This window comes from Vreelandella janggokensis, from assembly GCF_031451615.1.
GTDB lineage: Bacteria > Pseudomonadota > Gammaproteobacteria > Pseudomonadales > Halomonadaceae > Vreelandella > Vreelandella janggokensis.
The window spans coordinates 93,619-119,719 of record NZ_JARWAJ010000007.1 but is presented as its reverse complement, the minus strand read 5'-3'; the positions used below and the strand labels follow the sequence as shown (position 1 = coordinate 119,719).

25 protein-coding genes are annotated in these 26,101 nt (G+C 59.6%); 7 read left to right on the top strand and 18 right to left on the bottom strand.

Going from position 1 to position 26,101, the window contains the following annotated elements:
- Positions 1–19: 19 nt before the first annotated feature.
- From QC816_RS16840 to slmA, 3 genes are all read left to right on the top strand, one after another.
- On the top strand, positions 20–1,408 hold the full coding sequence (locus QC816_RS16840) for a phosphomannomutase/phosphoglucomutase (protein WP_253024379.1): 1,389 nt from the start codon (positions 20–22) through the stop codon (positions 1,406–1,408).
- A gap of 115 nt (positions 1,409–1,523) precedes the next feature.
- Entirely contained in the window at positions 1,524–2,423 is a 900-nt protein-coding gene (gene argB / locus QC816_RS16835) for an acetylglutamate kinase (protein WP_085918320.1), read from the top strand.
- Positions 2,424–2,443: 20 nt separating this feature from the next.
- Positions 2,444–3,052, top strand: a complete 609-nt coding sequence (gene slmA, locus QC816_RS16830) for a nucleoid occlusion factor SlmA (RefSeq protein ID WP_085918319.1) — start codon at positions 2,444–2,446, stop codon at positions 3,050–3,052.
- Between the two features lie 91 nt (positions 3,053–3,143).
- Here slmA and rpoH read toward each other — a convergent pair whose 3' ends face one another.
- From rpoH to ftsY, 4 genes are all read right to left on the bottom strand, one after another.
- Positions 3,144–4,010, bottom strand: a complete 867-nt coding sequence (gene rpoH / locus QC816_RS16825; RefSeq protein WP_085918318.1) for an RNA polymerase sigma factor RpoH — start codon at positions 4,008–4,010, stop codon at positions 3,144–3,146.
- A 105-nt stretch (positions 4,011–4,115) separates the two neighbouring features.
- Positions 4,116–5,156 carry a permease-like cell division protein FtsX gene (gene ftsX, locus QC816_RS16820; protein ID WP_085918317.1) on the bottom strand — a complete coding sequence of 347 codons (1,041 nt, stop codon included), beginning with the start codon at positions 5,154–5,156 and terminating at the stop codon, positions 4,116–4,118.
- Positions 5,153–5,821: a cell division ATP-binding protein FtsE gene (ftsE, locus tag QC816_RS16815; RefSeq protein ID WP_085918316.1), complete on the bottom strand. Its 669-nt coding sequence runs from the start codon at positions 5,819–5,821 to the stop codon at positions 5,153–5,155. The genes ftsX and ftsE overlap by 4 nt, the downstream gene beginning before the upstream one ends.
- The gene (ftsY, locus tag QC816_RS16810) at positions 5,818–7,092 is read right to left on the bottom strand and encodes a signal recognition particle-docking protein FtsY (protein WP_309783537.1); all 1,275 of its coding nucleotides are present in this window, start codon (positions 7,090–7,092) and stop codon (positions 5,818–5,820) included. The genes ftsE and ftsY overlap by 4 nt, the downstream gene beginning before the upstream one ends.
- Positions 7,093–7,183: 91 nt before the next feature.
- Between ftsY and rsmD the strand changes: the two genes are divergently transcribed.
- Complete coding sequence (gene rsmD, locus QC816_RS16805; RefSeq protein WP_309783535.1) at positions 7,184–7,792, top strand: 16S rRNA (guanine(966)-N(2))-methyltransferase RsmD; 609 nt, start codon at positions 7,184–7,186, stop codon at positions 7,790–7,792.
- Positions 7,793–7,895: 103 nt separating this feature from the next.
- On the top strand, positions 7,896–8,078 hold the full coding sequence (gene zapB, locus QC816_RS16800) for a cell division protein ZapB (protein WP_085918314.1): 183 nt from the start codon (positions 7,896–7,898) through the stop codon (positions 8,076–8,078).
- Between the two features lie 7 nt (positions 8,079–8,085).
- Here the strand turns inward: zapB and rimI are convergent, their stop codons facing one another.
- From rimI to QC816_RS16760, 8 genes are all read right to left on the bottom strand, one after another.
- Positions 8,086–8,535 (bottom strand): ribosomal protein S18-alanine N-acetyltransferase, encoded by a 450-nt coding sequence (rimI, locus tag QC816_RS16795; RefSeq protein ID WP_309783534.1) that lies wholly within the window; start codon positions 8,533–8,535, stop codon positions 8,086–8,088.
- A complete protein-coding gene (locus QC816_RS16790) occupies positions 8,525–9,355 on the bottom strand; it encodes a hypothetical protein (protein WP_085918312.1) in 831 nt (276 codons plus the stop codon). The genes rimI and QC816_RS16790 overlap by 11 nt, the downstream gene beginning before the upstream one ends.
- On the bottom strand, positions 9,352–9,660 hold the full coding sequence (locus tag QC816_RS16785) for a BolA family protein (protein ID WP_085918311.1): 309 nt from the start codon (positions 9,658–9,660) through the stop codon (positions 9,352–9,354). Before QC816_RS16785 ends, QC816_RS16790 begins: the two co-directional genes overlap by 4 nt.
- Positions 9,661–9,701: 41 nt before the next feature.
- Complete coding sequence (locus tag QC816_RS16780) at positions 9,702–11,105, bottom strand: MFS transporter (RefSeq protein ID WP_309783531.1); 1,404 nt, start codon at positions 11,103–11,105, stop codon at positions 9,702–9,704.
- A gap of 88 nt (positions 11,106–11,193) precedes the next feature.
- The gene (locus QC816_RS16775) at positions 11,194–11,580 is read right to left on the bottom strand and encodes a hypothetical protein (protein ID WP_085918309.1); all 387 of its coding nucleotides are present in this window, start codon (positions 11,578–11,580) and stop codon (positions 11,194–11,196) included.
- A 91-nt stretch (positions 11,581–11,671) separates the two neighbouring features.
- Positions 11,672–13,183: a lysine--tRNA ligase gene (lysS, locus tag QC816_RS16770; RefSeq protein ID WP_085918308.1), complete on the bottom strand. Its 1,512-nt coding sequence runs from the start codon at positions 13,181–13,183 to the stop codon at positions 11,672–11,674.
- A gap of 32 nt (positions 13,184–13,215) precedes the next feature.
- A protein-coding gene (prfB, locus tag QC816_RS16765) for a peptide chain release factor 2 (protein WP_139839357.1) occupies positions 13,216–14,314 on the bottom strand; the annotation gives its coding sequence in 2 pieces (ribosomal slippage) (positions 13,216–14,238 and positions 14,240–14,314; 1,098 coding nt in all).
- A gap of 166 nt (positions 14,315–14,480) precedes the next feature.
- Positions 14,481–15,800 (bottom strand): OmpP1/FadL family transporter, encoded by a 1,320-nt coding sequence (locus QC816_RS16760; RefSeq protein WP_309783527.1) that lies wholly within the window; start codon positions 15,798–15,800, stop codon positions 14,481–14,483.
- Positions 15,801–16,066: 266 nt separating this feature from the next.
- Between QC816_RS16760 and QC816_RS16755 the strand changes: the two genes are divergently transcribed.
- Both QC816_RS16755 and QC816_RS16750 read left to right on the top strand, forming a co-directional pair.
- Positions 16,067–16,486: a MerR family transcriptional regulator gene (locus QC816_RS16755; RefSeq protein ID WP_264824592.1), complete on the top strand. Its 420-nt coding sequence runs from the start codon at positions 16,067–16,069 to the stop codon at positions 16,484–16,486.
- On the top strand, positions 16,483–18,999 hold the full coding sequence (locus tag QC816_RS16750) for a heavy metal translocating P-type ATPase (RefSeq protein WP_309783524.1): 2,517 nt from the start codon (positions 16,483–16,485) through the stop codon (positions 18,997–18,999). Before QC816_RS16755 ends, QC816_RS16750 begins: the two co-directional genes overlap by 4 nt.
- 74 nt (positions 19,000–19,073) lie before the next feature.
- Here QC816_RS16750 and QC816_RS16745 read toward each other — a convergent pair whose 3' ends face one another.
- The 6 genes from QC816_RS16745 to xerD all read right to left on the bottom strand — a co-directional run bounded on the left by QC816_RS16745 (position 19,074) and on the right by xerD (position 26,001).
- Positions 19,074–19,691 carry a YitT family protein gene (locus QC816_RS16745; protein ID WP_268902278.1) on the bottom strand — a complete coding sequence of 206 codons (618 nt, stop codon included), beginning with the start codon at positions 19,689–19,691 and terminating at the stop codon, positions 19,074–19,076.
- Between the two features lie 42 nt (positions 19,692–19,733).
- Positions 19,734–21,557, bottom strand: a complete 1,824-nt coding sequence (locus tag QC816_RS16740) for a single-stranded-DNA-specific exonuclease RecJ (protein ID WP_309783521.1) — start codon at positions 21,555–21,557, stop codon at positions 19,734–19,736.
- Positions 21,558–21,562: 5 nt separating this feature from the next.
- Positions 21,563–22,951 (bottom strand): threonine synthase, encoded by a 1,389-nt coding sequence (gene thrC, locus QC816_RS16735; RefSeq protein WP_085918302.1) that lies wholly within the window; start codon positions 22,949–22,951, stop codon positions 21,563–21,565.
- An 8-nt stretch (positions 22,952–22,959) separates the two neighbouring features.
- On the bottom strand, positions 22,960–24,276 hold the full coding sequence (locus tag QC816_RS16730) for a homoserine dehydrogenase (RefSeq protein ID WP_230447249.1): 1,317 nt from the start codon (positions 24,274–24,276) through the stop codon (positions 22,960–22,962).
- Between the two features lie 61 nt (positions 24,277–24,337).
- A complete protein-coding gene (locus QC816_RS16725; protein ID WP_309783519.1) occupies positions 24,338–25,114 on the bottom strand; it encodes a DsbC family protein in 777 nt (258 codons plus the stop codon).
- 5 nt (positions 25,115–25,119) lie between these two features.
- Positions 25,120–26,001, bottom strand: coding sequence for a site-specific tyrosine recombinase XerD (xerD, locus tag QC816_RS16720; RefSeq protein ID WP_309783517.1), 882 nt, complete (start codon positions 25,999–26,001; stop codon positions 25,120–25,122).
- Positions 26,002–26,101: the final 100 nt, after the last annotated feature.

The following is a 26,101-nucleotide window of genomic DNA, read 5'->3' as shown; positions in this document are numbered from 1 at the left end:
TTTTCGTAAGGATATTCCCATGACGACACCCGCAATTCCTGCTTCGATTTTTCGCGCTTACGACATCCGCGGCATTGTCGACGACACCCTTACCGAAGACACGGTGGAATGGATTGGCCGCGCTATCGGCTCTGAAGCCGCCGCACGGGGCGAGTCCACCGTGGTAGTGGCCCGCGATGGCAGGCTCTCGGGCCCTCGTCTACAGACCGCGTTAATGCGCGGCCTGAACGCGGCCGGGCGTGACGTGATTGATATCGGCATGGTGCCCACCCCGGTCCTGTATTTCGCCACCCATATTCTCGACGGCACCCGCTCGGGCGTCATGGTCACCGGCAGCCATAACCCACCCGATTACAATGGCTTTAAAATCGTGCTCGACGGCGAGACGCTCTCCGGCGACGCCATCACCGCGCTTTATGAGCGTCTCGAGTCGGGCGCACTGGAAAGTGGGAGCGGCAGCATCCGCCAAGAGGACGTGCGCGACATTTATATGCAGCGCATCCTCGATGATGTCAGCGTCAGCCGCCCCCTCAAGGCAGTGGTCGACTGCGGCAACGGCGTGGCGGGCGAGCTTGGCCCGCAATTGATCGAGCGCCTGGGCGTTGAAACGATACCACTGTTTGACGAGATAGATGGCACCTTCCCGAACCACCACCCTGACCCCGGCAAGCCCGAAAACCTCAAGGACCTGATTCGCACGGTCCAGGAAACGAACGCCGATATCGGTCTGGCCTTCGACGGCGATGGCGACCGGCTTGGCGTGATTACCCCAAGCGGCCGGTTGATCTACCCGGACCATCTGCTAATGGCGTTCGCCACTGACATGCTAAGCCGCAACCCTGGTGCCAAGGTGATTTTTGACGTCAAATGCACTGGCAACCTGACCCAGGTGATCAGTGACGCAGGCGGCGAACCGGAAATGTGGCGTACAGGCCACTCGCTGATCAAGGCACGCATGAAAGAAACCGGCGCCCAGCTGGCCGGCGAAATGAGCGGTCATATTTTCTTCAAGGAGCGTTGGTACGGCTTTGACGACGGTATTTATGCCGCCGCACGACTTGTCGAGATTCTGGCCAACTACCCAGGCGATGCCGATGCCTATTTTGATAGCTTCCCCCAGGACATCGGCACACCGGAAATCAACATTGCCGTCACCGACAGCAACAAATTCACCCTGGTGGATAAACTTGCTCGGGAGGGCGACTTCGGCGATGGTATTAAGACCACGCTGGATGGCATTCGGGTCGACTACCCGGACGGCTGGGGTCTTTGCCGTGCCTCAAACACCACGCCCGTGTTAGTACTACGTTTTGAAGGAAAAAACGAGGCAGCCTTGACGCGTATTAAAGCGCAGTTTGCCAACGCACTGAAAGGCGTCGACCCCGCCTTGACGCTACCCCAGGCTTGACCTGGAACGCCATCATGCTGCGGGACCGAGCCCAATAGAAGGCACGGCCCGACATGAGCGTCACAGTGCGCTGAATACCCATAAGTTAGCCACATCATTTTCAAGGGACAACGTCATGAGTTCAGCCAGTCGCGACCCCCAGGTCGTTGTGGAGGTGCTTTCCGAAGCCCTCCCGTATATTCAGCAGTTTTCCGGCAAAACGGTTGTCGTCAAATATGGCGGCAACGCAATGACGGAAACCACCCTGATCGACTCCTTTGCCCGCAACATCGTGTTAATGAAGGAAGTGGGCATCAATCCGGTGGTCGTTCATGGCGGCGGCCCCCAGATTGGCGACTTGCTGGCCAAACTCAATATCGAATCGCGCTTCGTCAACGGCATGCGCGTCACCGACTCGCAGACCATGGACGTGGTGGAAATGGTGCTCGGCGGGCTCGTCAACAAGAGCATCGTCAACCTCATCAACCAGAGTGGTGGCAAAGCCATTGGCCTGACCGGCAAGGACGGTGCGCAGATTCGTGCCCGCCAGTTGAAGGTCGAGCATCAAAGTCCTGAAATGACCGCCCCGGAAATCATCGATATTGGCCATGTGGGCGAAGTCGAGTCGATCTCCACCGACTTGATTGAAATGCTCGCAAAGCGCGACTTCATCCCTGTGATAGCGCCGATTGGCGTAGACGGCGAAGGTCACAGCTACAACATCAACGCGGATCTGGTGGCCGGCAAGATTGCCGAGGCTCTCAACGCCGAAAAGCTCATGCTGCTGACCAACGTGGCAGGCCTGATGAATGCCAAGAGCGAGGTACTCACCGGCTTGACCACGGCTCAAGTTGACGCCCTGATTGCCGATGGGACTATTCATGGTGGCATGCTGCCTAAAATTCAGTGCGCATTGGATGCAGTGAAAGGCGGCGTCAACAGTGCTCACATCATCGATGGCCGCGTACCGCATGCCGTGCTGTTGGAGATCTTCACCAACGCCGGGGTCGGCACGCTGATCACCGACACTCACTAACCGCGACGGAGAGCAACATCATGAGCGATGAACGCAAGCCTCGCCGCCGCGAGCAGATCCTTCAGGCCCTTGCCCTGATGCTTGAAGAAGACAGTGGCAAGCGGATCACCACTGCGGCACTAGCCCGCCAGGTAGGCGTCTCGGAAGCCGCTCTGTATCGCCACTTCCCGAGCAAGGCGCGCATGTTCGAAGGGCTGATCGATTTTATCGAAGAAAGCATCTTTGCCCGCATTACCCGGATCATGGACGAGGTCCCCGACGCCACTAACCGCTGTGGCACTATCTTGTCACTGGTACTCGGTTTTGCCGAGAAGAACCCGGGCCTTGCACGCGTCATGGGTGGCGATGTATTGACCGGCGAAACCGCGCGCCTACGGCATCGGATCCACCAGCTGTTCGAACGGCTGGAAGCCCAGTTCAAGCAAATCCTTCGCGAAGCCGAATTGCGTGAAGGGCGTCGCCCGAGCATCCCCGCCTCGGCGGCGGCGAACCTGCTGATCGCCCACGCCGAGGGGCGTATCTCCCAGTATGTGCGCAGCGATTTCAAACGTCTGCCCACGGACTACTGGGATGATCAGTGGATCCTGCTGTCGGGCCAGCTGCTGCGCGAAGCGGTGCAGCCCGCTTAGCGGCAAATCGGGCAGGCTACAGTTCAATCCTCCATAAAAAAACGGCACCCCTTGGGGTGCCGTTTTTATTAGGTCTAACCTGCTCGCTTACTTAAGCCGCGATGGCATCGCCCATTTTCTGGCGCAACTTCTTCATGGCATTTTTTTCGAGCTGGCGAATACGTTCGGCGCTAACGCCGTACACGTCGGCCAGGTCGTGTAATGTCGCCTTGTCCTCGGCCAGCCAGCGACGCTGGAGAATATCCCGAGAGCGCTCATCCAGCTCTTCAAGCGCCAGCTGTAGACGGCGCGTCGAGTCTTCCTCGAAATCGCTGTCTTCAAGCTGCGTTGCCGGATCAGCCGCCATGTCATCCAGGAAGTTGACCGGCGCCTGGTAGGCGCTGTCTTCATCGTCGCTTGGCGAGGCATCGAAACCGGCATCGTAGGACGACAGCCGTCCTTCCATATCACGCACAACGCCAGGTTTGACGTTAAGGTCTTTGGCGATGGCATCGACTTCATCATTATTGAGCCAGGCCAGGCGTTTCTTCGCGCTGCGCAGGTTGAAAAACAGCTTGCGTTGCGCCTTGGTGGTCGCAATTTTGACAATACGCCAGTTACGCAGCACAAACTCGTGGATCTCGGCCTTGATCCAGTGCACCGCAAATGAAACCAGGCGAACGCCCTGATTGGGGTCAAAGCGCTTGACGGCTTTCATCAGACCCACGTTGCCTTCCTGAATCAGGTCGGCTTGCGCCAGGCCATACCCCGAATAACTACGGGCGATGTGCACAACAAAGCGCAAATGCGATAGTACCAAGCGTCGCGCTGCTTCCAGATCGCCTTCATCGTGCAGGCGGAACGCAAGCTCACGCTCTTCTTCGGCACTCAAAACCGCAATGCCGTTGACCGCTTTGATATAGCCGCCCAGGTCATTGCCTGGTGATAGCTGTCCCACCGGTAGAAGACTAGTGCTCATGTGCAGGTGGTCTCCCTTGTAACCCTTACGTGGTTAGTGTGTCTCTATGACCTTGCCGTGTAGACAAGGTTCCCTCGCCGTCGCCTGATGAGCAACGCGGGCCGTTCAGCGCGGACGGATACTGGCAAGATGCCGGGACACGGCAAGCCATGCGCCCAGCCAGCCAAGTAGTGTACTGCAAGATAGCAAAATTGTGGAGCCTGTGAAGTCCAATCGGGGCAACGAAAAGCTGGCGCCGTAACTTTCCGCCAAGGCGGCCACCGGCATTGATAACCAGTGGTTACCCAACGACAGAAGCCCCAGTGCCAGTACACCGCCACCAACGCCGTACCAGGCGCCGCTGTAAAGGAAGGGACGCCTGACAAACGCATGGGTCGCGCCTATCAGCATCACCACTTCAATTTCACGGCGCCGGCTCTCCACCGATAGCCGGATGGTATTGCCCACTACCAACAACACCCCGAGGCCAAACAGGACCCCCAGTGCGAGCGCAACGCGCGTTCCCAACGCCGCCAAGTGGCGCAGGCGCTCTACCCAGGCCAGATCGAGGCGCACTTCGTCGACACCCGTCATGTCGCCTAACCGCTCAGCCAGTGTCTGCATAAGTTCAGGATCAACGCTACCCGGGCGCACCACGATACTGTGCGGCAGAGGGTTATCATCAAGCCCCGATAGCGCATCCTCAACGCCCAGCGATTGCTGAAAATCAGCCATGCCCTGCTCAGCACTGACATACCGAGTGCTATGCACATCGTCATCAGCGCTGACGGCCTGCTCGATGCGTTCGGCCTCTGGCGTCTCAACGCCGGTTTCAAGGTAAACGGTGAGGGTGGCGCTTTCGTCCAGCTCAGCATCCAGCAGCCGGGCACTGTCCAGGGTTAACCACAGCGCGGCGGGGAGCACCAGCGCGATGGCGATTGCCAGCATGGTCAGTAAATTGCCCAGCGGGTAGCGAATCAGTCGCTGGAGGCTGTCGAGCGCCATTGCCCGGTGGTGCCTACCCCAGGCGCGCAGGCGGCTAGAACGGCGCGGCTGCTGAGATCGCGCGCCCTGTTTTTGAGGGCGCTGGGCTTCCTTGGTCGCCGCACGGGGACGCCCCGAGCGAGGCGCGGCGCCTTTGGGTTTGATACCGGTGGGTCGTTTCATGCGGCCCCCTCGTCCGCTACCAGACGGCCATCGCGCAGGCGTATGATCCGATGCTGCAATCCCGCGATCAACGCCAGATCGTGACTGGCAATCATGACGGTCGTACCAATCCGGTTAAAGTCTTCAAACAATCCCATGATGTCAGCGGACAGTTGGGGGTCCAGGTTGCCCGTCGGCTCATCGGCGAGCAGCAGGGCCGGCTTGTTGACGACGGCGCGGGCAATACCCACGCGCTGCTGCTCACCGCCGGAAAGCTCAATGGGTAACGCTTTCTCACGGTGCAACAGCCCGACTTTATCCAGGGCTGCACGCACGCGACGGGCCGACTCGCGGGGTTCGATGCCCTGGATATCCAGGGGTAGCGAGACGTTGTGAAACACGCTGCGGTCAAACAGTAACTGGTGATCCTGGAAGACCACACCAATCTGGCGCCGGTAAAACGGCACCTGGCTGGCATGCAACTGGGCAATATCGTGCCCAGCCACCACCACGCGCCCCCGACTCGGCTTCTCTAGGCGCATGACCAAGCGCAACAGCGAACTCTTGCCCGCGCCGGAGTGGCCGGTAAGAAACACCATCTCGCCCCGCGCTACGCGAAAGTTAAGGTGCGATAGCGCCTCGAAGCGCCCTCCGTAGCGTTTACCCACATGCTCAAAGGCGATCATGGGTTGGCATCGTCTCCCTGGCGGTCAAACAGCGCGTTGACAAAGTCTTTCGATTCGAAGGGCCGCAGATCATCCAGCCCTTCGCCGACACCGATAAAGCGGATCGGCGTATTGAGCTGCTTCGCCAGGGCGAAAATAATCCCGCCCTTGGCGGTGCCGTCCAGCTTGGTCAGCGTAATACCGCTGACCGGCACGGCCTCGTTGAAGGTACTGGCCTGGGAAATGGCGTTCTGCCCGGTGCCCGCATCCAGCACCAGCATCACTTCGTGAGGCGCAGACTCATCGATCTTTTTCATCACCCGGTGGACTTTTTTCAGCTCTTCCATCAGGTGGCCCTTGTTGTGCAGACGACCTGCCGTATCCGCGATCAACACATCCACACCGCGCGACTTGGCCGCTGCCACCGCGTCATAAATCACCGAGGCACTGTCGGCCCCTGTGTGCTGGGCAATGACCGGTACGCTATTGCGCTCTCCCCATACCTTGAGCTGCTCCACGGCGGCGGCACGGAAGGTGTCCCCCGCTGCCAGCATGACGCTTTTGCCTTCACGCTGAAAACGCTGGGTAAGTTTACCGATCGTGGTGGTCTTGCCCACACCGTTGACGCCAACGACCAATATCACGAAGGGACCGTCGCTGGCTTTGTCAAAGCTCAGCGGTATGGTGACAGGCTCAAGCATGGTCGCCAGCTCTTCCTGCAGACCACGGTAAAGGGCCTCGGGATCCTTCAGCTCTTTGCGCGAGACCCGGGCTTCAAGCCGCTCGATAATCTCGCTGGTCGCTTCAATACCCACGTCGGCCATCAGCAACTGGGTTTCAAGATCTTCTAGCAGCTCGTCGTCGATCTGCTTTTTGCCCAGGAACAGATCGGCAATGCCGTCGGTCAGGTTCGCGCGGGTTTTGCCGAGGCCTGACTTGATACGCGACAGCCAGCCTTTTTTCCCGCCTTTGTCAGCAGACGGTTTCTCCTGCAGCGCCGGTTTATCAACTGACGCAGGCTCTGGCTCTGGCTCTGGCTCTGGCTCTGGCTCTGGCTCTGGCTCTGGCTCTGGCTCTGGCTCTGGCTCTGGCTCTGGCTCTGGCTCTGGCACAGCGTCAGGCGCAGACGGACGCTCGTCAACGTCGACTTCCTCGCGGCGGGCATGTTCGGGTGCCTGATCATCGTCTTTCGGCTCATCAGTCGCCTGCTCCTGGGAGGGGTCGACCTGAGACTCGTCCTGCGCTTCCTGCTGGGAATCCTGCTTTTGTTTACGCTTAAAAAAACCAAACATGGATGTCATCCGACTGAAAAAGGTAAAGAATGGGATTATCCTACCACCGCCAACCAAGACTTTGGATAACTAGCCCGCTACAATCCGCGTTATGACTCGAAACCGCTCCACTCGCCCACCCTCGTCGCGCCGTTCGGCTGCCAAGCCGCTGGGTAAGCTACGCATTATCGGCGGTGATTTCCGCCGCCGCCAACTGCCGGTCCTCGACAAGCCAGGCCTGCGGCCCACCCCGGACCGCGTGCGTGAAACGCTGTTCAACTGGCTTGGCCAGGCGCTTTACGGAAAAAAGGTACTCGACCTTTTCGCCGGCACCGGCGCGCTTGGGATTGAAGCCATCTCACGCGGGGCGGCCCAGGTCACCTTCGTCGAAAGTGACCGCCAGGTGGCCGCCCACATTACCCGCAACCTTGAAACACTCAAAACCCACCAAGGTGATGTCGTTGTTAGGGATGCCCAGGCCTTTCTCATGCAACCGGCCCAGTATTTCGATATCGTCTTTCTGGATCCACCGTTTTATCAGGGCTGGGTAGCCGAGTGCTGCGCTACCCTTGAAGCTGGCCATTGGCTCGCACCGGAGGCCATGGTTTATCTGGAGACCGAGCGCGACCTGACACCGGACGTACCCACGCACTGGGTGCTGCACCGCGAGACCCAGGCGGGGGAAAGCACCGCCAGGCTATATCAACGCCGCGCCCCATAATCAGCGCTTGCGGCTTTGCAGTTCGGGCGTTACGCTCGCCCCATTATTTTTAACCGTTTGTTTTACAGGCAAGCATGTCGCTTGTTTTGATCTGGAGGTGGGCATGAGCCTAGAGTTATTCAATCAGCTTGAGCAGCGCGTTACCGATACCGTCGAGGCGCTGGAAATGATGAAGCTGGAAAACGAGACACTACGTAATGAAAACACCCAGCTCAAGCAGGAACACGAAGAATGGGAGCGTCGCCTGAGCGCCCTGCTGACTAAATTTGATGACGACCCATCCTGAGGCAATATCAGTCCTGAGCAGAGCGTGACATCAACAGCGCACTCTCACGCCCGGCAGCCCCTTCAGCTGCCGGGTAGTAGTCTCGCCGATAGCCGTCCTGCTGAAAGCCAGCGCCTTGATACAGCCGAATCGCCGCTGCGTTGCTTTCACGCACTTCCAGCAGCACCCGCTCACTTTGCCAGCGAGCGGCGACGGCGAATACGGCCTTGAGCAACTGACCGCCGATGCCGTGCCCACGCTGCTCCGGCAGCACACCAATGGCTTGCAGTTCGGCGTCGAAGGGTAATCGGGCCAGCAGCGCGTAGCCTGTCAACTGGCTTTCCTGCCAGTCGCCCAGCACGCAGGCCGTGTCCGCCACCAAGGCCTCCCTAAGCAACGCGATACTGACGCCACTCAGGGCGCGCGTTTCAAGCGCTGCCAGTAACTGGAAGTCACGTTGACTCAGCTCAGTGATCATCTCGATCCGGTACCGGCCAATCTTGCGCCAGAGCATGCAACGCAGGCCATAAGTTGCGCTTGGCATCGGCACTGTGCAGCAGCGTTGCCAACGACGGTGCCTGCCATACCGGCAGCTCCAGCGTGCGGCTTTGCTGGTTATCAACGTCGAGCACCTTGGCAAGCGAGGCGCTATCCGGGTCGGTGGCGTCAGCCCCCCACAAAAGAATTTTTTCCAGTTGCCATTGTTGGCGGATGGCCGCCCCGCTGATAAACGCATTCACCCCCTCGCGCGCTTCTTCGAGGGGGTCTTCTGGTTCAAAGGCGTTGGCCATGGGCGGCCACTTGAAGAACATCACCTCCGGCAGCGACCCACCGGCAAGCCCCACCGCCTGGCATATATTGGCGAGCAGGCGCTGCTCAGAAGCATCGATCTCACCCGCATGGATGCTTAGCCAGCGCCTGCCGATACACACACACGACACGCCAAACTGCAGCGGTTCCTTGGCCACCGGCGCTTCGCTGGGCGTGGGTACGGCGGCGGGGGCTGCTGCTTCTGGCTTACTGAGGGGGGCCTGGTGCTCTTCCAACAGGGCACGCACGGCCGCCGGCGATGCCGTCACTTCGTCTGAGGCGGTCTGCGCTTCCGCAGGCGCCGAGCGAGGCGCGGGCACATCATCCAAAAGGGCCTGAAGACGCTCGCGCGGCGGCGTGGGCGTTGCAGGGGTGTCATCCCACTCACAGGTTTCCGTGGGCCGCGCGTTAGGCAACTGATAGCGCGATGCCCAAGCGGTAATCCCCATCGCCTCGAGGTAATGTCGGCGGACAACCTCTGGGGTCACTGCCCGCCCCCTCGGCAGTTGGGCGAGTCAGGGCGCTGACCGCCGCGCACTTCCCATTCATGAGGAGTATACAGGTGAAGGGCTAGCGCGTGCACCGGGCCGGATAGCTCGTCGGCCAGCAGCGCATAGATTTTCTGGTGGCGCTTGACGGGCATCAGGCCGTCGAAGGTGTCGCTCACCAAGGTCACCTTGAAATGCGTTTCAGAATTCGCGGGGACGTTGTGCATATGGCTTTCATTTTCTACCTGCAGCACGTCGGGCGCTAGCGCCGCTAACTTCTGCTCTATCTGTGCCTGCAGCGTCATGGAGGCTCTCCTTAGGTCGGAAACCCTTCCATTGTACGCGCTTACTGGCCGCCAGACGATGCCCGACGCGCAACCAGCGCTCGCCGCGCCAGCGACACCCGCGAAAGGCTCGCCAGCAGCGCCAACAATGTGGTGGCAGCCCCCAGCCATAACGTGACCTGCACGGGAGCACCCAGTGCCAGCGCAGCGCCCACCAGCGCAACCCCCACCGACTGCCCCACCGTTCGCGTGGTACTCATCACACCCGATACATTGGCGCTGCGTTCGGGCGGCAGGCTACTCATCATTTCGCGGTTATTGGGCGGCTGGAAGAGGCCAAACCCGATGCCGCACAGCGCTGTACGCCATAAACTGCCCGTCACACCGGTCGATTCATCGACGAATGCCAGGGCAATCAGGCCGACAATCAACAGCACCAGCCCCGTGCTGGAAAGCACGCTGGGGTTAATTCGGTCGGCCAGCCGCCCGGCTAGTGGCCCGACGACCATGATGGCCAGCGGCCAGGGGGTGAATAGCCAGGCCGTTTCCAGCGGTGAAAAGCCCATCTGCTCCTGGTAGAAAAACGAAAGCGCGACGAATGTCAGCCCCTGACCGATAAATGCCAGCCCCGAGGCCGAAACGGCCAGCGTGAAGCGCTTTTCTGCAAACACGCTTAGCGGTAATAACGGATAGGGAGCGCGCCGCTGGCGGGCAATAAACAAGCCACCGGCGATCACCGCTAGCAGGCCCCAACCCGCACTCTGCCACAGAGGAGCCGCGTGACCCACGGCATCCATGGCCAGGAAAAAGCTCGCCAGCATCAACATCGAGAGCAGCGCGCCCAGGATATCGAAACTCCCCTGGCGCGGTGTTTCCCTGGGCAGCGCTCGGCTTGCCAGCCATAGTGAACACACCCCAAGTGGCACATTCAGCGCAAACAGCCAGGGCCAGTCGGCAAACGACAAGATCACACCGCTTAGGGTGGGGCCCGCGGCATAGCCACCGGCCACCACCAGGGCGCTCAATCCAAGCGCACTTCCCAGTAACCGCGACGGAAAAATCGCCCGATACAGCGATGGGCCAATGGACAGCGTCGCCGCCGCTCCCAGGCCCTGCAGCGCACGAAACACCAGCAGCGTTTCCAGGCTCCGCGACAGGGCGGCCCCCAGCGCGGCGATGACAAAGGTTGTCAAGCCAAACAGGTACAGCCGCCGACGCGTCACCAGTTCGCTGATACCGGCAAATACCAGCAGAAAAGCCGCACAGACCACCTGGAACACATTGGTGATCCACACCGATCGGGAGGCTGACACATCAAGGTCTGCCGCAATGGTCGGCAGGGCCAGGTTGATCATGGTGGTATCGACAACCGCCATCAAGGTACCGGTCACCAATGCCAGGACAGCCAAGGCGCGCTCGCCCCCTGGCAGGCCATCGTCACCGGGTCGGGTTTCAAACAGTCGCATGGTGTTCCGTTCCTGAACAGCCCTTTGGAAACAACAAAACCGGCCAAAAGCCGGTTTTACAAGAAACTTGAATAACAATCACAGCGCACTAATCAAGTTCGTTATCAAGCAGCAAGGCGTCATCAACATCGGATATTTCCAGGGCCGTGTCGTCGTCAAGATCGATGGCGAGGTAGCTATGCTCGATGCGCAGGAAGGTTTGAAACAGCGACCAGTCAAGCGTCTCGGGCCACTGGCGTTCGTCCTCTTCCCAGGCACGCAGTTCGGTTTCCAGAATTTCCGAGTAGCGTTCACGAACAAAGGCTTCGAGCGCCTCGGGCGTATCCATCTCGGGGATCAGATACACCGTGCTTTCACGTTCGACGTCGTCCAGGGTCAGGTCGTCGTCTCCCATGGTGGGTTCGAGCGCATTGATCCAGTCCACAAAGGGCTGGGTCGGCCTGACGCTCAGAGCGGAGCGATTTAGCAGTTTCATGGGATTCTCCTCGCCGTCGAAACGTGGTCATTATGGGCGCTTAATCGCGCCCTTACCAACTTTTCGTCCACAATCGCACAGTTAGCTGGCGTTAATCCGCCTCTGGGCGCATCGCCGGGAATAGCAGAACGTCGCGAATCGAAGGACTGTCAGTAAACAGCATCACCAGACGGTCGATGCCGATGCCTTCACCAGCCGTTGGCGGCAGGCCATACTCCAGCGCACGCACGTAATCCGCGTCGTAGTACATGGCCTCAAGGTCGCCGGCGTCTTTTTCCGCTGACTGCTCGCGGAAGCGCTCAGCCTGGTCTTCGGCGTCATTAAGCTCCGAGAAACCGTTGGCGATCTCGCGCCCCCCCACAAAGAACTCAAAGCGATCCGTCACAAACGGGTTGGCATCGTTACGCCGCGCCAAGGGGCTGACCTCGGCCGGATATTCGGTGATAAAGGTCGGCTGGTCGAGCTTGTGTTCGGCCACTTCTTCAAAGATTTCCGTCTGGACCTTACCCAGCCCCCAGCTCTCCTTGACCTTGATGCCCAGTTTTTCGGCTAAGGCACGGGCAGCGTCCAGTGTATCCAGGTCCGCATCGCTGATGCCATCACCGTGGTCAAGAATTGCCTGGCGCAGCGTCAAGCGGGCAAAGGGCTTGCCGAAGTCGTAACGGGCACCCTGGTAGTCAATGGTGGTGGTACCCAGCACTTCCTGAGCCGCCGTGCGCAGCATGGCTTCGGTCATATCCAGCAGGTCGTGGTAATCCGCATAGGCCCAGTAGAACTCGACCATGGTGAACTCTGGATTATGCCGTGTCGAAAGCCCTTCGTTGCGGAAATTACGGTTGATTTCGAAGACTTTCTCAAAGCCGCCCACCACCAGGCGCTTGAGATAAAGCTCCGGGGCAATACGCAGATACATGTCGATATCCAACGCATTATGGTGGGTAATAAACGGACGCGCCGCCGCACCGCCAGGAATCGGCTGTAGCATCGGCGTTTCGACTTCCATAAAGCCGCGGGCTTCAAAGAAACGACGCATGGAACTGATGACCGCCGCGCGAGTCTCGAATACCTTGCGCGATTGCGGGTTCATGATCAGATCGACATAGCGCTGGCGGTAGCGGGCTTCCTGGTCGGTCAGGCCGTGGAATTTATCCGGCAACGGACGCAGGCTTTTGGTGAGCAGCTGCGCTTCTTTCATCATCACGTACAGATCGCCCTTGCCGGACTTGTGCACGGGGCCGTGGCCAGCGACGATGTCACCGATGTCCCAGCTTTTAACGTCTTCCAGCACCTCGGCAGGCAGGCCTTTTTTATCAACGTAGAGCTGGATCTGCCCGGCCACGTCCTGAATAACAATGAAGGGGCCTCGTTGGCGCATTACGCGACCCGCTACTGACGCGTGGTGATCCAGCTGTTCAAGCTCGGCCTTGTCTTTATCGCCAAAGGCGTTTTGCAGCTCAACGGTTAAGCTATCGCGGCGGAAATCGTTCGGGAAAGCGCTCTTGCCCTGCTCAGCCGCCTGCTCACGGCGGGCCGCGAGCTTGGCCCGGCGCTCCGCAATCAGGTGGTTTTCGTTATCGAGAGAAGACGCGTCTTGATTAGCCATCGGGCACCCTATTAATGATCAAACCCTGAAAATTACAAACCCTGCTTGAGACTGGCGACGATAAACTGGTCCAAATCGCCATCGAGCACTTTTTCACAGTTGCTGGACTGGACGTTGGTACGCAAATCCTTGATGCGCTGGTCGTCAAGCACATAGGAGCGAATCTGACTGCCCCAGCCAATGTCGGATTTGGCGTCTTCCGCCTGCTGCTTGGCCTCATTACGCCGCTGCATCTCGTGTTCCCACAGCTTCGCCTTCAACTGTTTCATGGCGAAGTCGCGGTTGGCGTGCTGGCTACGCTGGCTCTGGCATGCCACCACAATGCCGCTGGGCTCGTGGGTGATGCGCACCGCTGAGTCGGTGGTGTTAACGTGCTGACCGCCCGCACCGCTTGAACGGTAGGTATCCACGCGAATATCCGACGGGTTGATATCCACTTCGAAGCTGTCATCAATTTCCGGGGACAGAAACACTGACGCAAAGGAGGTATGGCGGCGACCGCCAGAGTCAAACGGGCTTTTGCGCACCAGGCGATGAACGCCGGTTTCGGTACGCAGCCAGCCGAAGGCGTACTCCCCCTGGATATGCAGCGACGCCGATTTTATGCCGGCCACATCGCCGGCTGAAATCTCGATGATATCCGTCTTGAAACCGTGGCTTTCTGCCCAACGCAGGTACATGCGGAGCAGGATATTCGCCCAATCTTGGGCTTCCGTACCACCCGACCCCGACTGAATATCCAGGTAGGCGTTGTTCTCGTCCATTTCGCCGGAAAACATACGGCGAAACTCGAGCTTTTCAAGGCTGGCCTGCAGGTTATCCAGCTCTTTGCGCACCTCGTCGACGGTGCCTTCGTCATCTTCCATTTCGGCAAGCTCGAGCAGGTCCCGGCTATCGCCCAGCCCCTGCTCAAGGTCGTCAATGGTGGCCACGATCGCCTCGAGGGACGCTCGCTCTTTACCGAGCTTCTGCGCGTAGTCCGGGTCGCTCCAGACATTGGGGTCCTCCAGCTCGCGGGTGACCTCTTCTAGCCGATCCTGCTTCTCGGCGTAGTCAAAGATACCCCCTAAGAACCTCTGTCCGTTCAGACAGGTCCTTGATCTGGAGGTGAATCGGGTTAGTTTCCAACATGGAATACCTTGGTATTGGTCAGTAAAAGATCAGGTCAGTGAAAAGGTTCACAAGAAAGAAGCGCATTGTAACGAAACCCAGCGTTTACCGCATCCATCCCCGACATCGACCCTACACAAAAAACCCGGCCGAGGCCGGGTTTAGGTCGCTGCTTTTGACTAACGCATTAGAAGCGGTAGGTCAGCTGAGCACCGAAGCCGTGGGCTTCGTTTTTGTAGTCGGCGGAATAATTAGCTGTGCCAATAGTGGTGCCACCATTTTCATAACTACGAGATTGCTCAACTTGTGTACCACGCTCAGTTAAGTAAGAGTAAGCAACATCGATAGTCATATCCTCAATCGGCGTCCAGCCAGCACCCAGCGAGAAGATACGGCGGTCATCAGACGGAATCCGTACGCTACGGGTATCGTCATTTGTGGGTGTATTATCAATCGCCAAACCTGCTCGCAGTACCCATTCAGGGTTTAACTGGTATTCCGCACCCGTGGCAAACGCCCAGGCATTAGAGTAATTTTGTTGTTCATTGATGATCTGATCATTCACGCTTCCCTGAACCAGAATCTGATCAAAACGGCTCCAGCGTGTCCAAGAAGCACCAAACATCAGCGTTAGCCTGTCGGTCATTTCCTGAGTCAGTGAGAAGTTGACCGTTTCAGGCGTGGTAATATCAAGCGTAGCATCTTGATTAGCCCTTATACCCTCATAGCCCTCACTGCTTCGCGAAGTACCATTGAGGGTGTAATCCACCTTGGAACGATAGGTGAGACCCAGTGTTGTTTCGGGAACTGGACGATAAATCACACCTAGATTATAGCCCCACGCTTCATCGTCACCTTTAACCCGAGTCTCACCATCTGAGCCTGGATTTGGTAGTCCTGCTATTGTTAGTAATTCTTGAGGAATGCGAGACGCCAACTCACCGTCAATCTGGTTATAGGTCAAGCCTGCGCCAACGGAAAGCTTCTCACTAAACTTGTAGGATAACGTTGGCTGCGCGCTCACCACTTCCACACGTGTGTGGTTACCGTGATAGCGGCCTTCAAAGCTGTCCTCGTACTCGGTTTCCGACCCGAATGGCGCGTAAACGCCAAAGCCAAAGCTCCAACGGTCATTGATCGGCTGTGCATAGAAACCAAAGGGAATGGTTGATCCTGGCACCATATCACCATTACTAGTCCCCTCAACCGGACCACTAATGCCAGGTACTGGAGACGTAAACTCAGCTGCGGTGTTGTCGATATCAGTGCTCACATCTAAATACGTGGCACCCACCGAAATTTGCGCGCGATCTAAAAACGACATCCCTGCCGGGTTACCGAACACGATAGTGGCGTCGTTTACGTTAGAGCTTCGGCCAGCGTGGCTATAGCCCTGACCGCTTGTGCTTTGCTCATTTAGTTGAAAACCACCCGCCTGGGCTTGGCTGGCAAAGGCGGCAGTGGCAACGGCGACTGCCAGGGTGAGCTTGTTAAATTTATTGTGCATAGAGGGCCTCTTTTCCCAATGATCCGACGCGATGTTGCTCATCCGTCATACTTTTTTTGTACACGTCAGTTTTGGCCCAAAAGCCCGGTTGGTTCAAGGGCAAACGAGCGTTTTATTTTATTTTTGCCTTATACATTAGTCGCACGTACGTTTTAAATCATTGTTTTAACCGTTTCAGGCTATTTTCTCGCCTGGCCTTGACCTTTGTGTTACCCACAGGTTTTAGACTTATCACTAGTCATCAACACTTTCCACGGGAGCGCACAATGAAGGTCAGCGAGCTGGCAAAACGCGGTGGCGTCACCGCCGAAACGGTGCGCCATTACACACGGGAGCAATTGCTTGCACCCAAGCGACATCCCGATAACGGCTATCAGCTTTACTCCGCGACGGATCTCGAACGGCTGCAGTTTATTCAGCGGGCGCGCAAGCTCGGGTTCAGCGTGGCTGAAATTCGCGACATCCTCGCTCACGCCGACCAGGGCGACTCCCCCTGCCCATTGGTGCGCGACCTGCTGGCCAACCGGCTGCCGCAAATTCGTGCGCAAATCCAGGAGCTTGAAGCGCTTGCCCAGCGCATGGAGCAAGCCCTGGAAAGCTGGCAGCACATGCCCGACGGAACGCCGGACGGCCACAGCCTTTGCCGCTTGATCGAAAGCTTCCCTGAGAAGCAGGAGGTAAAATGAGCCAGCACATCCTGATACGCACAGTGCCCGGCATGAACTGCCAGGGATGCGTGTCGCGCATGCGCGAGGCGATTCAGCAACAGGATAGCGATGCTGACGTGGTAGGCGCACCAGGTGATAAACGCCTTGAGGTCACCACCACGCTGGACGACACCCGCCTCGACCAGACGCTGCGCCAAGCAGGCTACCCGCCCGGCACGGCCGAGACGCCGGACGAGCAACGAGACCAGACGACTGACGCCATGCCCGCCAAAAGTGCGCCTCAGGGCAGCCAGCATCAAACCCGCCTGTCGATCAGCGGCATGACCTGTGCCAGCTGCGTGAAAAGCGTTCAGAAAGCGCTGGAGCGTACCGAGGGTGTCGACAACGCAAGCGTGAACTTTGGCACGCATACCGCGCAGATTTTTGGCGCTGCCGATCAGCAGTCCCTGATAGCGGCCGTGGAATCGGTGGGTTACGGCGCTGAGCCCATTGTCGATATGCGTGAAGCGGAAAGAACACGCTCAGAACAGGAAGCCCATGACTACAAGCGCCGCTTGAAAGGCAGCGCCTGGTCGCTGGCGCTTGCCGTTCCGCTGATGCTCAGCATGTTCGTCTATCACCCGCATCCAATGGACACCGGGCGGCTGTTCTGGCTGGTGGTCGGGCTGCTGACACTGGCTATACTCGCGTTTCCAGGTCGTCACTTTTTTGTCAACGCCTGGAAAAACCTCAAGCACCATCAAGCCAACATGGACACGCTGGTGGCCATGGGCACCGGTACCGCCTGGCTCTACTCGATGGTGGTCGTGCTGTTTGCCCCGTGGCTACCCGAGGTCGCCCGCGGCATCTATTTTGAAGCCTCTGCCATGGTGATCGGCCTGATTCTGCTGGGCAACGCCATGGAGCTTAAAGCACGCGGGCGAACCAGCGATGCGCTAAAACGGCTGCTCGACCTGCAAAGCCGCACCGCAAGGGTGATCCGGGACGGCGAAGAACGTGAGGTGGACATCGATGCGGTACGCGAAGGCGATCATATCCGCGTTCGCCCCGGCGAGCGGCTGCCGGTGGATGGCGACGTCGTGGAAGGCGCCAGCCACATCGACGAATCCATGCTCACCGGCGAACCCGAACCGGTGAAAAAGGGCCAGGGAGATGAGGTCAGCGCCGGGACGGTCAATGGCAAAGGAGGCTTGGTGTACCGCGCCACAAGAGTGGGCGCCGACACCCGTTTGGGCCAGATCACCGAACAGGTCGCCAGCGCACAGAACTCGCGCCCGCCGATCGGCGAGCTGGCCGATAAAGTGTCGAGTATTTTCGTCCCCTCGGTGATGATCATCGCCGTGCTTACCGCACTGGTATGGTTCAATGTCGGCGCCGAGCCGCGGGTCATTCACATGCTGGTGACGGCCACCACCGTGCTGATTATCGCCTGCCCCTGCGCATTGGGCCTGGCCACGCCGATTTCTACCATGATTGGCGTGGGCAAGGCTGCTGAACACGGCGTGCTGGTGAGAAACGGCGACGCCCTGCAGACCGCCAGCAAACTGACCACGCTGGTCGTGGACAAGACCGGCACGCTCACCGAAGGCAAGCCCCGTGTCACAGAGGCGGAATTGCTGGGCGAAGAGACGGCCAAAACGCTTGGCTATATCGCTGCTCTGGAACGCGGCTCCGAGCATCCACTGGCAGCGGCATTGATGGCCTATGCCGACGAGCATGACGCTGAAGCTGCCGGGATTCAGGACTTCGACAGCGTCACCGGGGGCGGTGTCAAAGCGCAAACCTCCGACGAGAAATCACTGCTGCTCGGCAACGCACGCCTGATGGAAAATGCCGGGGTCGACCTTTCCGCACGTCAGGAAAACGCCCGCGAGCTGGAAGAGAAAGCTCGCACGCTGGTGTATTTTGCTCTGGACGGGCAATTGACAGCGCTCTTCGGCATCAGCGACCCGCTGCGTGACGATGCCGTTGCCGCCGTCAAACGGCTGCAGGATGACGGTTTGAACGTGGTCATGCTGACCGGCGACAATCCCCACACGGCTGCCGCCATTGCCCGCCAGGTCGGCATCGACGATTATCGCGCCGGGTTGCTGCCCGAAGACAAGCACGCCGACATCGAGCGGCGCCAAAAGGCAGGTGAAGTGGTCGGCATGGTCGGCGACGGAATTAACGACGCTCCGGCGCTTGCGCGTGCCCATGTCGGCTTCGCGATTGGCCAGGGCACCGATGTCGCCATCGAAAGCGCCGGCATGACGCTGATGCGAGGCTCGCTGCATGGTGTCGCCGACGCCATCGAAATCAGCCGCGCCACCCTGCGCAACATCAAACAGAACCTGATCGGTGCCTTTGGCTACAACGTGCTGTGTATTCCGATTGCTGCCGGGGTGCTTTACCCGCTGACCGGTACGCTGCTTTCACCGATGATCGCGGGCGCGGCCATGTCGCTTTCGTCCATCACCGTGGTCAGTAACGCCAACCGTCTGCGGCTATGGAAAACCAGCGCCACTCAATCCAAAGGAGACACTGCATGAGCCTACTGATCAACCTTGCCGGGGTCGGCCTGATCGCGCTGATTGTTTGGTGGTTCTGGCTCAGCTAGACGTTTCTAGCTCACCCCAATATAACGCCCTGGCTTGTGGTTCAGGGCGATGATCAAGTTGAGCGTCAGCGCACCCAGCACCGAGTAGGCCACGCGGTCCAGCGGCAGTTGGGTGAGTGCTACCAGCAGGATCACCCCGTCGATACCCAGTTGCACGTAGCCTGCGCGCAGGCCGTGTTTCTCCTGGAGGTAAAGCGCCAGGATATTGATGCCACCAAGGCTGGTGCGGTGGCGAAACAGCATCAGCATGCCGATGCCCATCAGCGCACCGCCCATCAGAGCGGCATAAATCGACGGCACGGCAGCAAACTGGACCCAGCCCTGGGTGAGCTCCGAAAACAGCGACACCAGGCCGATAGCCAGGAAGGTGCGTAGTGTAAAGCTCCAGCCCATGCGTTTGATGGCCAGATAATAGAACGGCAGGTTAATGGCAAAAAACCACACCCCGAACCCCCAACCGGTGATGTAATTTAACAGCAGCGCCAACCCAGCAGTGCTGCCCGTCAACAACACCGCATGGGTATAAAACGTCACCCCAAGCGCCACAAAGAAGGTGCCCAACAGCATCGCCATGACATCTTCATAGGGGCGATGCGGGTCCTTGGGAAGGTCTTCAACACGCATGGAAGCGTCCTTATTGAGGCCGTGGGTTAGAGAGTAATGAGCTTAGACAGGGCTGGCGTGCTCGACCATCAACTGCAGCATCTCACGCCCACGCCAGCGGTTACGGTTAAGCTTGTAAGCACAATGGAGCGTATCGCCGACGCTGAATGCGGGCAGCTCCCCGGGGGTCAGCGCACGAAACCAGATGGCCTTGCAGGTCACGGGGCCCATGGAAAGCTCCATCATCAGGTGCGCGCCTTCCGAACCCACCGGGCGCAGCGCTTCGACAATAAAGCGCCCTTCAAACAGTGGCGGGTCGAACTCGCGTCCGTAGGGGCCCAGTGCCTCGATATCGCCAAGCGTTGCCAGTGAGAGCTGCGTCGTGGATAGCTCGCCGTCGGTCCACAGACGCGGATAAAGTTCCTGGCCTGCCAACTGCTCTTCCACCGCCTGTAGAAACGCGGCTTTAAAGGCCTCCAACTGACCTCGAGGAACACCCACGCCTGCTGCTCCGCTATGGCCACCAAAGCGCGGCAGCGCCTCAGGGGCTAGTTCAAAGGTGCGTTGCAAAGCGTCGCGCAGGTGCAGGCCGTCAATCGAGCGGCCGGAACCGGTGAGCATATCGGGGGCGGCCGCTCGGGTAAGTACCAGCGCCGGACGCCCATAGGCCTGCACCAGCCGCGAGGCGACAATGCCCTGCACGCCTGGGTGACCATCTTCCAGCAACACGACAACCGCCGGCTCGTTCGCCTCCAACGCGGACATGGCCAAGGCACGGGCCTCTTCCGCCATGTCGGCCTCAATGGCCTTGCGCGACTGGTTATCCTGGTCAAGCACCTCAAGCTGGCGATTGGCCACGCCTTCAGTTTCCGCGAGCATGAAGTGCAGCGCCGCGTAAGGATCGTCCAGCCGCGAGCGGGCATTGATGCGCGGCCCCATCTGGAAGGCAAGTGTTTCGGCATTGAACGGTACACTATCGGCACCCAAGCGTGTGGCCATGGCCCGCCAGCAGGCGGCCTCCATGCGGTTGATCAACGTCAGGCCATGGCTGACCACCGCCCGGTTGGCGGGGCTTCCGCCCAGCGACACGCAATCCGCTACCGTGCCCAGCGCTACGTAAGAGAGCCAGGGCGACAGCTTAGGGGTGGAGGCTGACAAGGCACCCCACTCGATCAGCACACCGCGCGCAAGCGACATCGTCAGCCACGCCACCATGCAACCGGCGATGGTTTTATCCGGGTAGTCGCAGTCATCACGGGTAGGATTGACGCAGGCGTAGGCCGAAGGGGGCGGGCCTTCCAGCGGTAACGCATGATGGTCGCTGACCACCACGTCGATACCCGCGGCTTTCAGACGGGCAATACGCGGCTCGTCCGAGCTGCCGCAGTCGGCGGTGATCACCAGGGTCGGCAGCGGCTCGAGCGCCAGAGTGCGCTCCACCAGGGGGAGGCTGATCCCGTAACCGTCGTGAATACGGTGGCCAATCAGGCTATGCAGCTTATGTTCCGGCACGCCAAATAACTCGACCAACGTACGACGGATCACCACGTGGGAGGTGATGCCGTCCACATCGTAGTCGGTGAGGATCCCGATCGGTTCGCCTTCGGCAACCGCCTGAGCAATGCGCTCGGCGGCTCGGCGACCATCAGCAAGTTTCTCAGGGTGCGCCAGATAGCGCAGACTGGGCGATACCAGCGGGGCCAGCTCGCCTTGATAGCCCGGCAGCCGTGACGCTAGCAGGCGCGCCTGCAGCTCATTCAGGCCTTCCGCCTGAGCACGTGCGTAAACGGCCTCGTCCAGCGGACGAGGCTCAAGGCGGGGACGGCTGGCAAGCTGCAGCCGCTCACCACGCTGTGCGAGAGGCGACGCGTCGATCACATCGGCCATAAGCGCTAGCGCCGGTTGTCAGCGACGAACTGCTGAACCACGCTAAGTTCGGCGGGCAACACGGTATAGCGCTCTTCACGCTCCAGCAGGTCATCCATGTGGGTAGGTAGCGGTACTCCCTGAAACCCCGCTTTCACCACCGCTTCGGCAAACTTGGCCGGATGCGCCGTGGCCAGGGTAATCACCGGTGTGGTCTTGTCGGCGCGGGCCCGCTCGGCCGCCCGGTAGCCAGTGGCCGTATGCGGATCGAGAAGCTCGCCGGTGCGATGATGCGCTTCGCGGATGACTTCCAGGATTGTCGCGTCGTCGACGCTGTGGCTTGCGAACTTTTCACGCAGCTTGGCCAGCGGTGCATCGGCCAGCGCCGTGGGCTCCTGCTGAAAACGTTCCAGCAGCGCCGCCACCGCAGCACCATCCTGGTCGTAGGCATCAAACAGCAGACGCTCGAAGTTCGACGACACCACGATATCCATTGACGGGGCGAGGGTTGCGGCCAGTTCTTTCTTGGAGAAATCATTGGCGGCAAGTGTGCGGTGCAGGATGTCGTTGGCGTTGGTGGCGATGATGAACTGCTTCACCGGCAGGCCCATCTTGTAGGCCATATACCCGGCAAAGACATTTCCAAAGTTGGCCGAGGGGACGCAGAAACTCACTTCGCGCTTGGGTGCCCCCAATGCCACGCCCGCGGCAACGTAATAGACGATCTGGGCCATGATGCGCGCCCAATTGATCGAATTCACCGCCACCAGTCGTGTGCCGTTCAGGAAGTCCTGATTGGCGAAGCTGGCCTTGACCATTGCCTGGGCGTCATCAAAGTTGCCTTCGATGGCAATGTTGAACACGTTATTGGCCAGCACCGATGTCATCTGACGACGCTGCACTTCCGAGACCCGGTTGTGAGGGTGCAGGATAAAGATATCCAGGTTGTCACAGTGACGGCAGCCCTCAATGGCCGCCGATCCGGTATCACCGGAGGTGGCGCCCATGATCACGGCGCGTTCACCGCGCTTCTGCAGGAAGTGGTCGAGCAGGCGGCCCAGAAGCTGCAGGGCGACGTCCTTGAACGCCAGAGTCGGGCCATGGAACTGTTCGAGCAGGAAGTGACTGGCATCCAGCTGCTTGAGCGGCAGCACTGCATCGTGATTGAACGTCGCGTAGGCATCCGTCACGATCTGGCGGAAGGTGTCATCGTCGATCTCACCGTTGACGAACGGCTTCATGACACGAAACGCGATCTCCGCGTAAGACAAGCCAGCCATCGCTTCCAGGTCGTCCTGTGAGAACGACGGCAGCGTTTCCGGCACGTAAAGCCCGCCGTCGCTGGCCATGCCGGTCAACACCACCTCTTCAAAGGAGAGCGCGGGCGCTTGCCCGCGCGTGCTGATATAACGCATGTAGTGGGTTACTCCCCTTCGTCCAGGCTTTCCACGCGGATACGAGTGACAGGGCCCGCAATATCCGCCATGGCTTCGATTTCACGGATCGCTTCGTTCATCTGCTTCTCTTTGGTGCGATGGGTCAGCAGGATGATGGGCACCAGTTCGCCTTCGGTCGCCTCTTTCTGGATCAGCGCCTCGATCGACATGCCCTGCTCGGCAAGGATGGTCGCCACGCGGGCCAGCACGCCCGGGCGATCCACCGCCAGCAGGCGCAGGTAATACGCCGTGGTAATGTCTTCCATGGGCATGATCGGCAGTTGGCTGACGTCTTCGTCGATACCGCTGAAGGCCAGGTAAGGCACCCGATAGTGGTGATCGGTGGCGATATCCCGCGCCACATCGAGGATATCCGCCACCACCGCAGAGGCGGTCGGCTCAGCGCCGGCGCCAGCGCCGTAGTAGAGCGTCGGGCCGACGGCATCGCCCATCACGGCGATGGCATTCTTGACGCCGTGGACGTTGGCCAGCAGGCGCTCCTTGGGAATCAGCGTCGGGTGGACCCGCAGCTCCAGGCCATTTTCGGTGCGCTTGGAAATCCCCAGGTGCTTGATGACATAGCCCAGGTTATCCGCCTGTTCGACGTCTTCGGCGGTAATCCGCGAGATGCCTTCGGTGAAGGCCTTCTCGAACTGCAGCGGGACGCCATAGGCGATCGAGGCAAGGATCGTCAGCTTGTGCGCGGCGTCGATGCCTTCCACGTCAAAGGTCGGATCGGATTCGGCGTAGCCCAGCGCCTGGGCTTCGGCGAGCACGTCTTCGAAGGCGCGGCCTTCGTCGCGCATGTGGGTCAGGATGTAGTTGCCGGTGCCGTTGATGATGCCCGCGACCCATTCGATACGGTTGGCCCCAAGGCCCTCGCGCAGCGACTTGATCACCGGAATCCCTCCGGCTACGGCGGCTTCGAACGCCACGATCACGCCTTTCTCGTGCGCGGCCTTGAAGATTTCGTTGCCGTGCACCGCAATCAGCGCCTTGTTGGCAGTGACCACGTGCTTGCCGTTGGCAATCGCCGTGAGCACCAGCTCGCGGGCCGTGTCGTAGCCGCCCACCAGCTCGACCAGCACGTCGACATTGGGGTTGGTGGCCACCTCGAATACATCCGTGGTGGCGTTGATACCGGTAATGTCGCAATCGGGGTGAATACTGCGGTGGGCCACCTGCTCAATCACAATCGGACGACCTGCACGGCGTGCAATATCCTCTGCGTTGCGCGTCAGCACGTTGAACGTACCGCCACCGACGGTACCCAGCCCACAAATGCCTACTCTTACCGGTTTCAAAATACTTCCCCTTTCATGTTGTGCACCCGTCGGTGCAGTGTCTCAGCGTGATGTTATTGGATCAATCGGCGTCATCAAGTTCCAGCATGTCCATCATACGGCCCGGCGGTACAAACCCCGGCACCATCTGCCCGTCGGGCAGGATAATCGCCGGGGTGCCCTGGACGCCAAGCTGGCGGCCCAGTTCATACTGCTCGGCGACCGGGTTGTCGCAGCTGGCGGTCGTGGACAGCGTTTCGCCCTGCTTGGCCCGTGACATGGCCTCGCTGGGGTTATCCGCACACCAGACCCGCTCCAGCGTCTTGGCGGCATTGCCGTTCATGCCGCTGCGCGGAAACGCCAGATAGTGTACCGCAATGCCCCGCTCGTTGAGCTCGGGCACGGTGTCATGCAGCCGCACGCAGTAAGGGCAGGTTGGATCGGTAAATACCACGATCGTCGCTTTGGGCGTGTCTTCCCCGCGAAATACCACCCGTTCGCTTTCCGGAATCGCCGCGATGGCCTCTGCGCGCGCCTGGTTCCGCGACTGCTCGGTCAGGTTGACCAGCCCACTATCGGCGTTTTCGTACAGGTCGCCAACCAGAAAATGGCTGCCGTCGGCATTTGAGTAAAACGTTTCGCCGTTTTCCAGGCGAACATGATAAATGCCTTCCATCGGCGTTTCACGCACCTCGTCGACCGGCATTGCCTGTCCGTTGACACTCAAGGTGTCGCGGAGCGCATCGGTCGCGCTATTCGCCTGCGCTGTCATGGGTAACAACGCTCCCACCATCAGCCAGCCTATCAGCCTACGCGGCTTGCCTTGTGACGTCGTGAGTTCTGTACTTCGGCGCATCATGCAATTCAACCTCTTGGGTGATGTTCAGCATGCAGGCTTTCCAGGCGGGCCTGGGCCACATGCGTATAAATTTGCGTGGTGGATAGATCGCTATGACCTAGCAACAGCTGTACGACCCGTAAATTCGCCCCATGATTCAATAAATGGGTCGCAAACGCATGGCGAAGCGTATGTGGCGACAGGGGGCGCGTTATACCCGCCGTGATGGCGTGCACCTTGATGCGATGCCAGAAGGTCTGCCGCGTCATCGTTTTATCGCCACGGCCTGGAAACAGGGCCGGGCGCGTAGGATCCTGCATCAGCTGGGGGCGCGCCGTTTTCATGTAGTGAGCCAGCCAATCGGCCGCCTCCTCGCCCATGGGCACCAGACGATCCTTGTCGCCTTTCCCGCGCACCCGAACCACGCCCTGACGCAGGTTCACCGCATCGCCGGAGAGCCCCACCAACTCGGACACCCGCAACCCGCAGGCGTAGAGCAGCTCCAGCATGGTGCGGTCGCGCACCCCAAGCGGGGTATCCAGCGCCGGGGCCTGCAGCAACCGCTCTACCTCATCCTCCTCGAGGGTGTTCGGCAAGCCGGGCTGCACGCGCGGCAGACGCACATCGGCGAGCGGATCACTGGCAATATGCCCCTGCATTCGCGCCCAGCGGTAAAAGCTGCGCAGACTCGACAGCACCCGTGCATTGCTGCGCACCCGATAACCCGCTTCGCGACGGCTGGTAAACCAGGCATCCAGTCGCCCCGATGAAGGCGACAGCAGTGATTCGTCGTGCGCTTCCAGGTGTTGCTGCCAAGCGACCAGATCGCGCCGGTAAGCCGCTAGCGTATGCTCACTGGCCCCGCGCTCCAGCCACAGGGCATCCAAAAAAGCATCAATGACACGCATACGCAAGCCGCCCGTTAGGATTATTCATCTCGTAGATAAACAAAACCCCGCCCCGCTGAGCGGTGACGGGGTTTTGGTACCCAGGCGCAAGCGCCTGCGG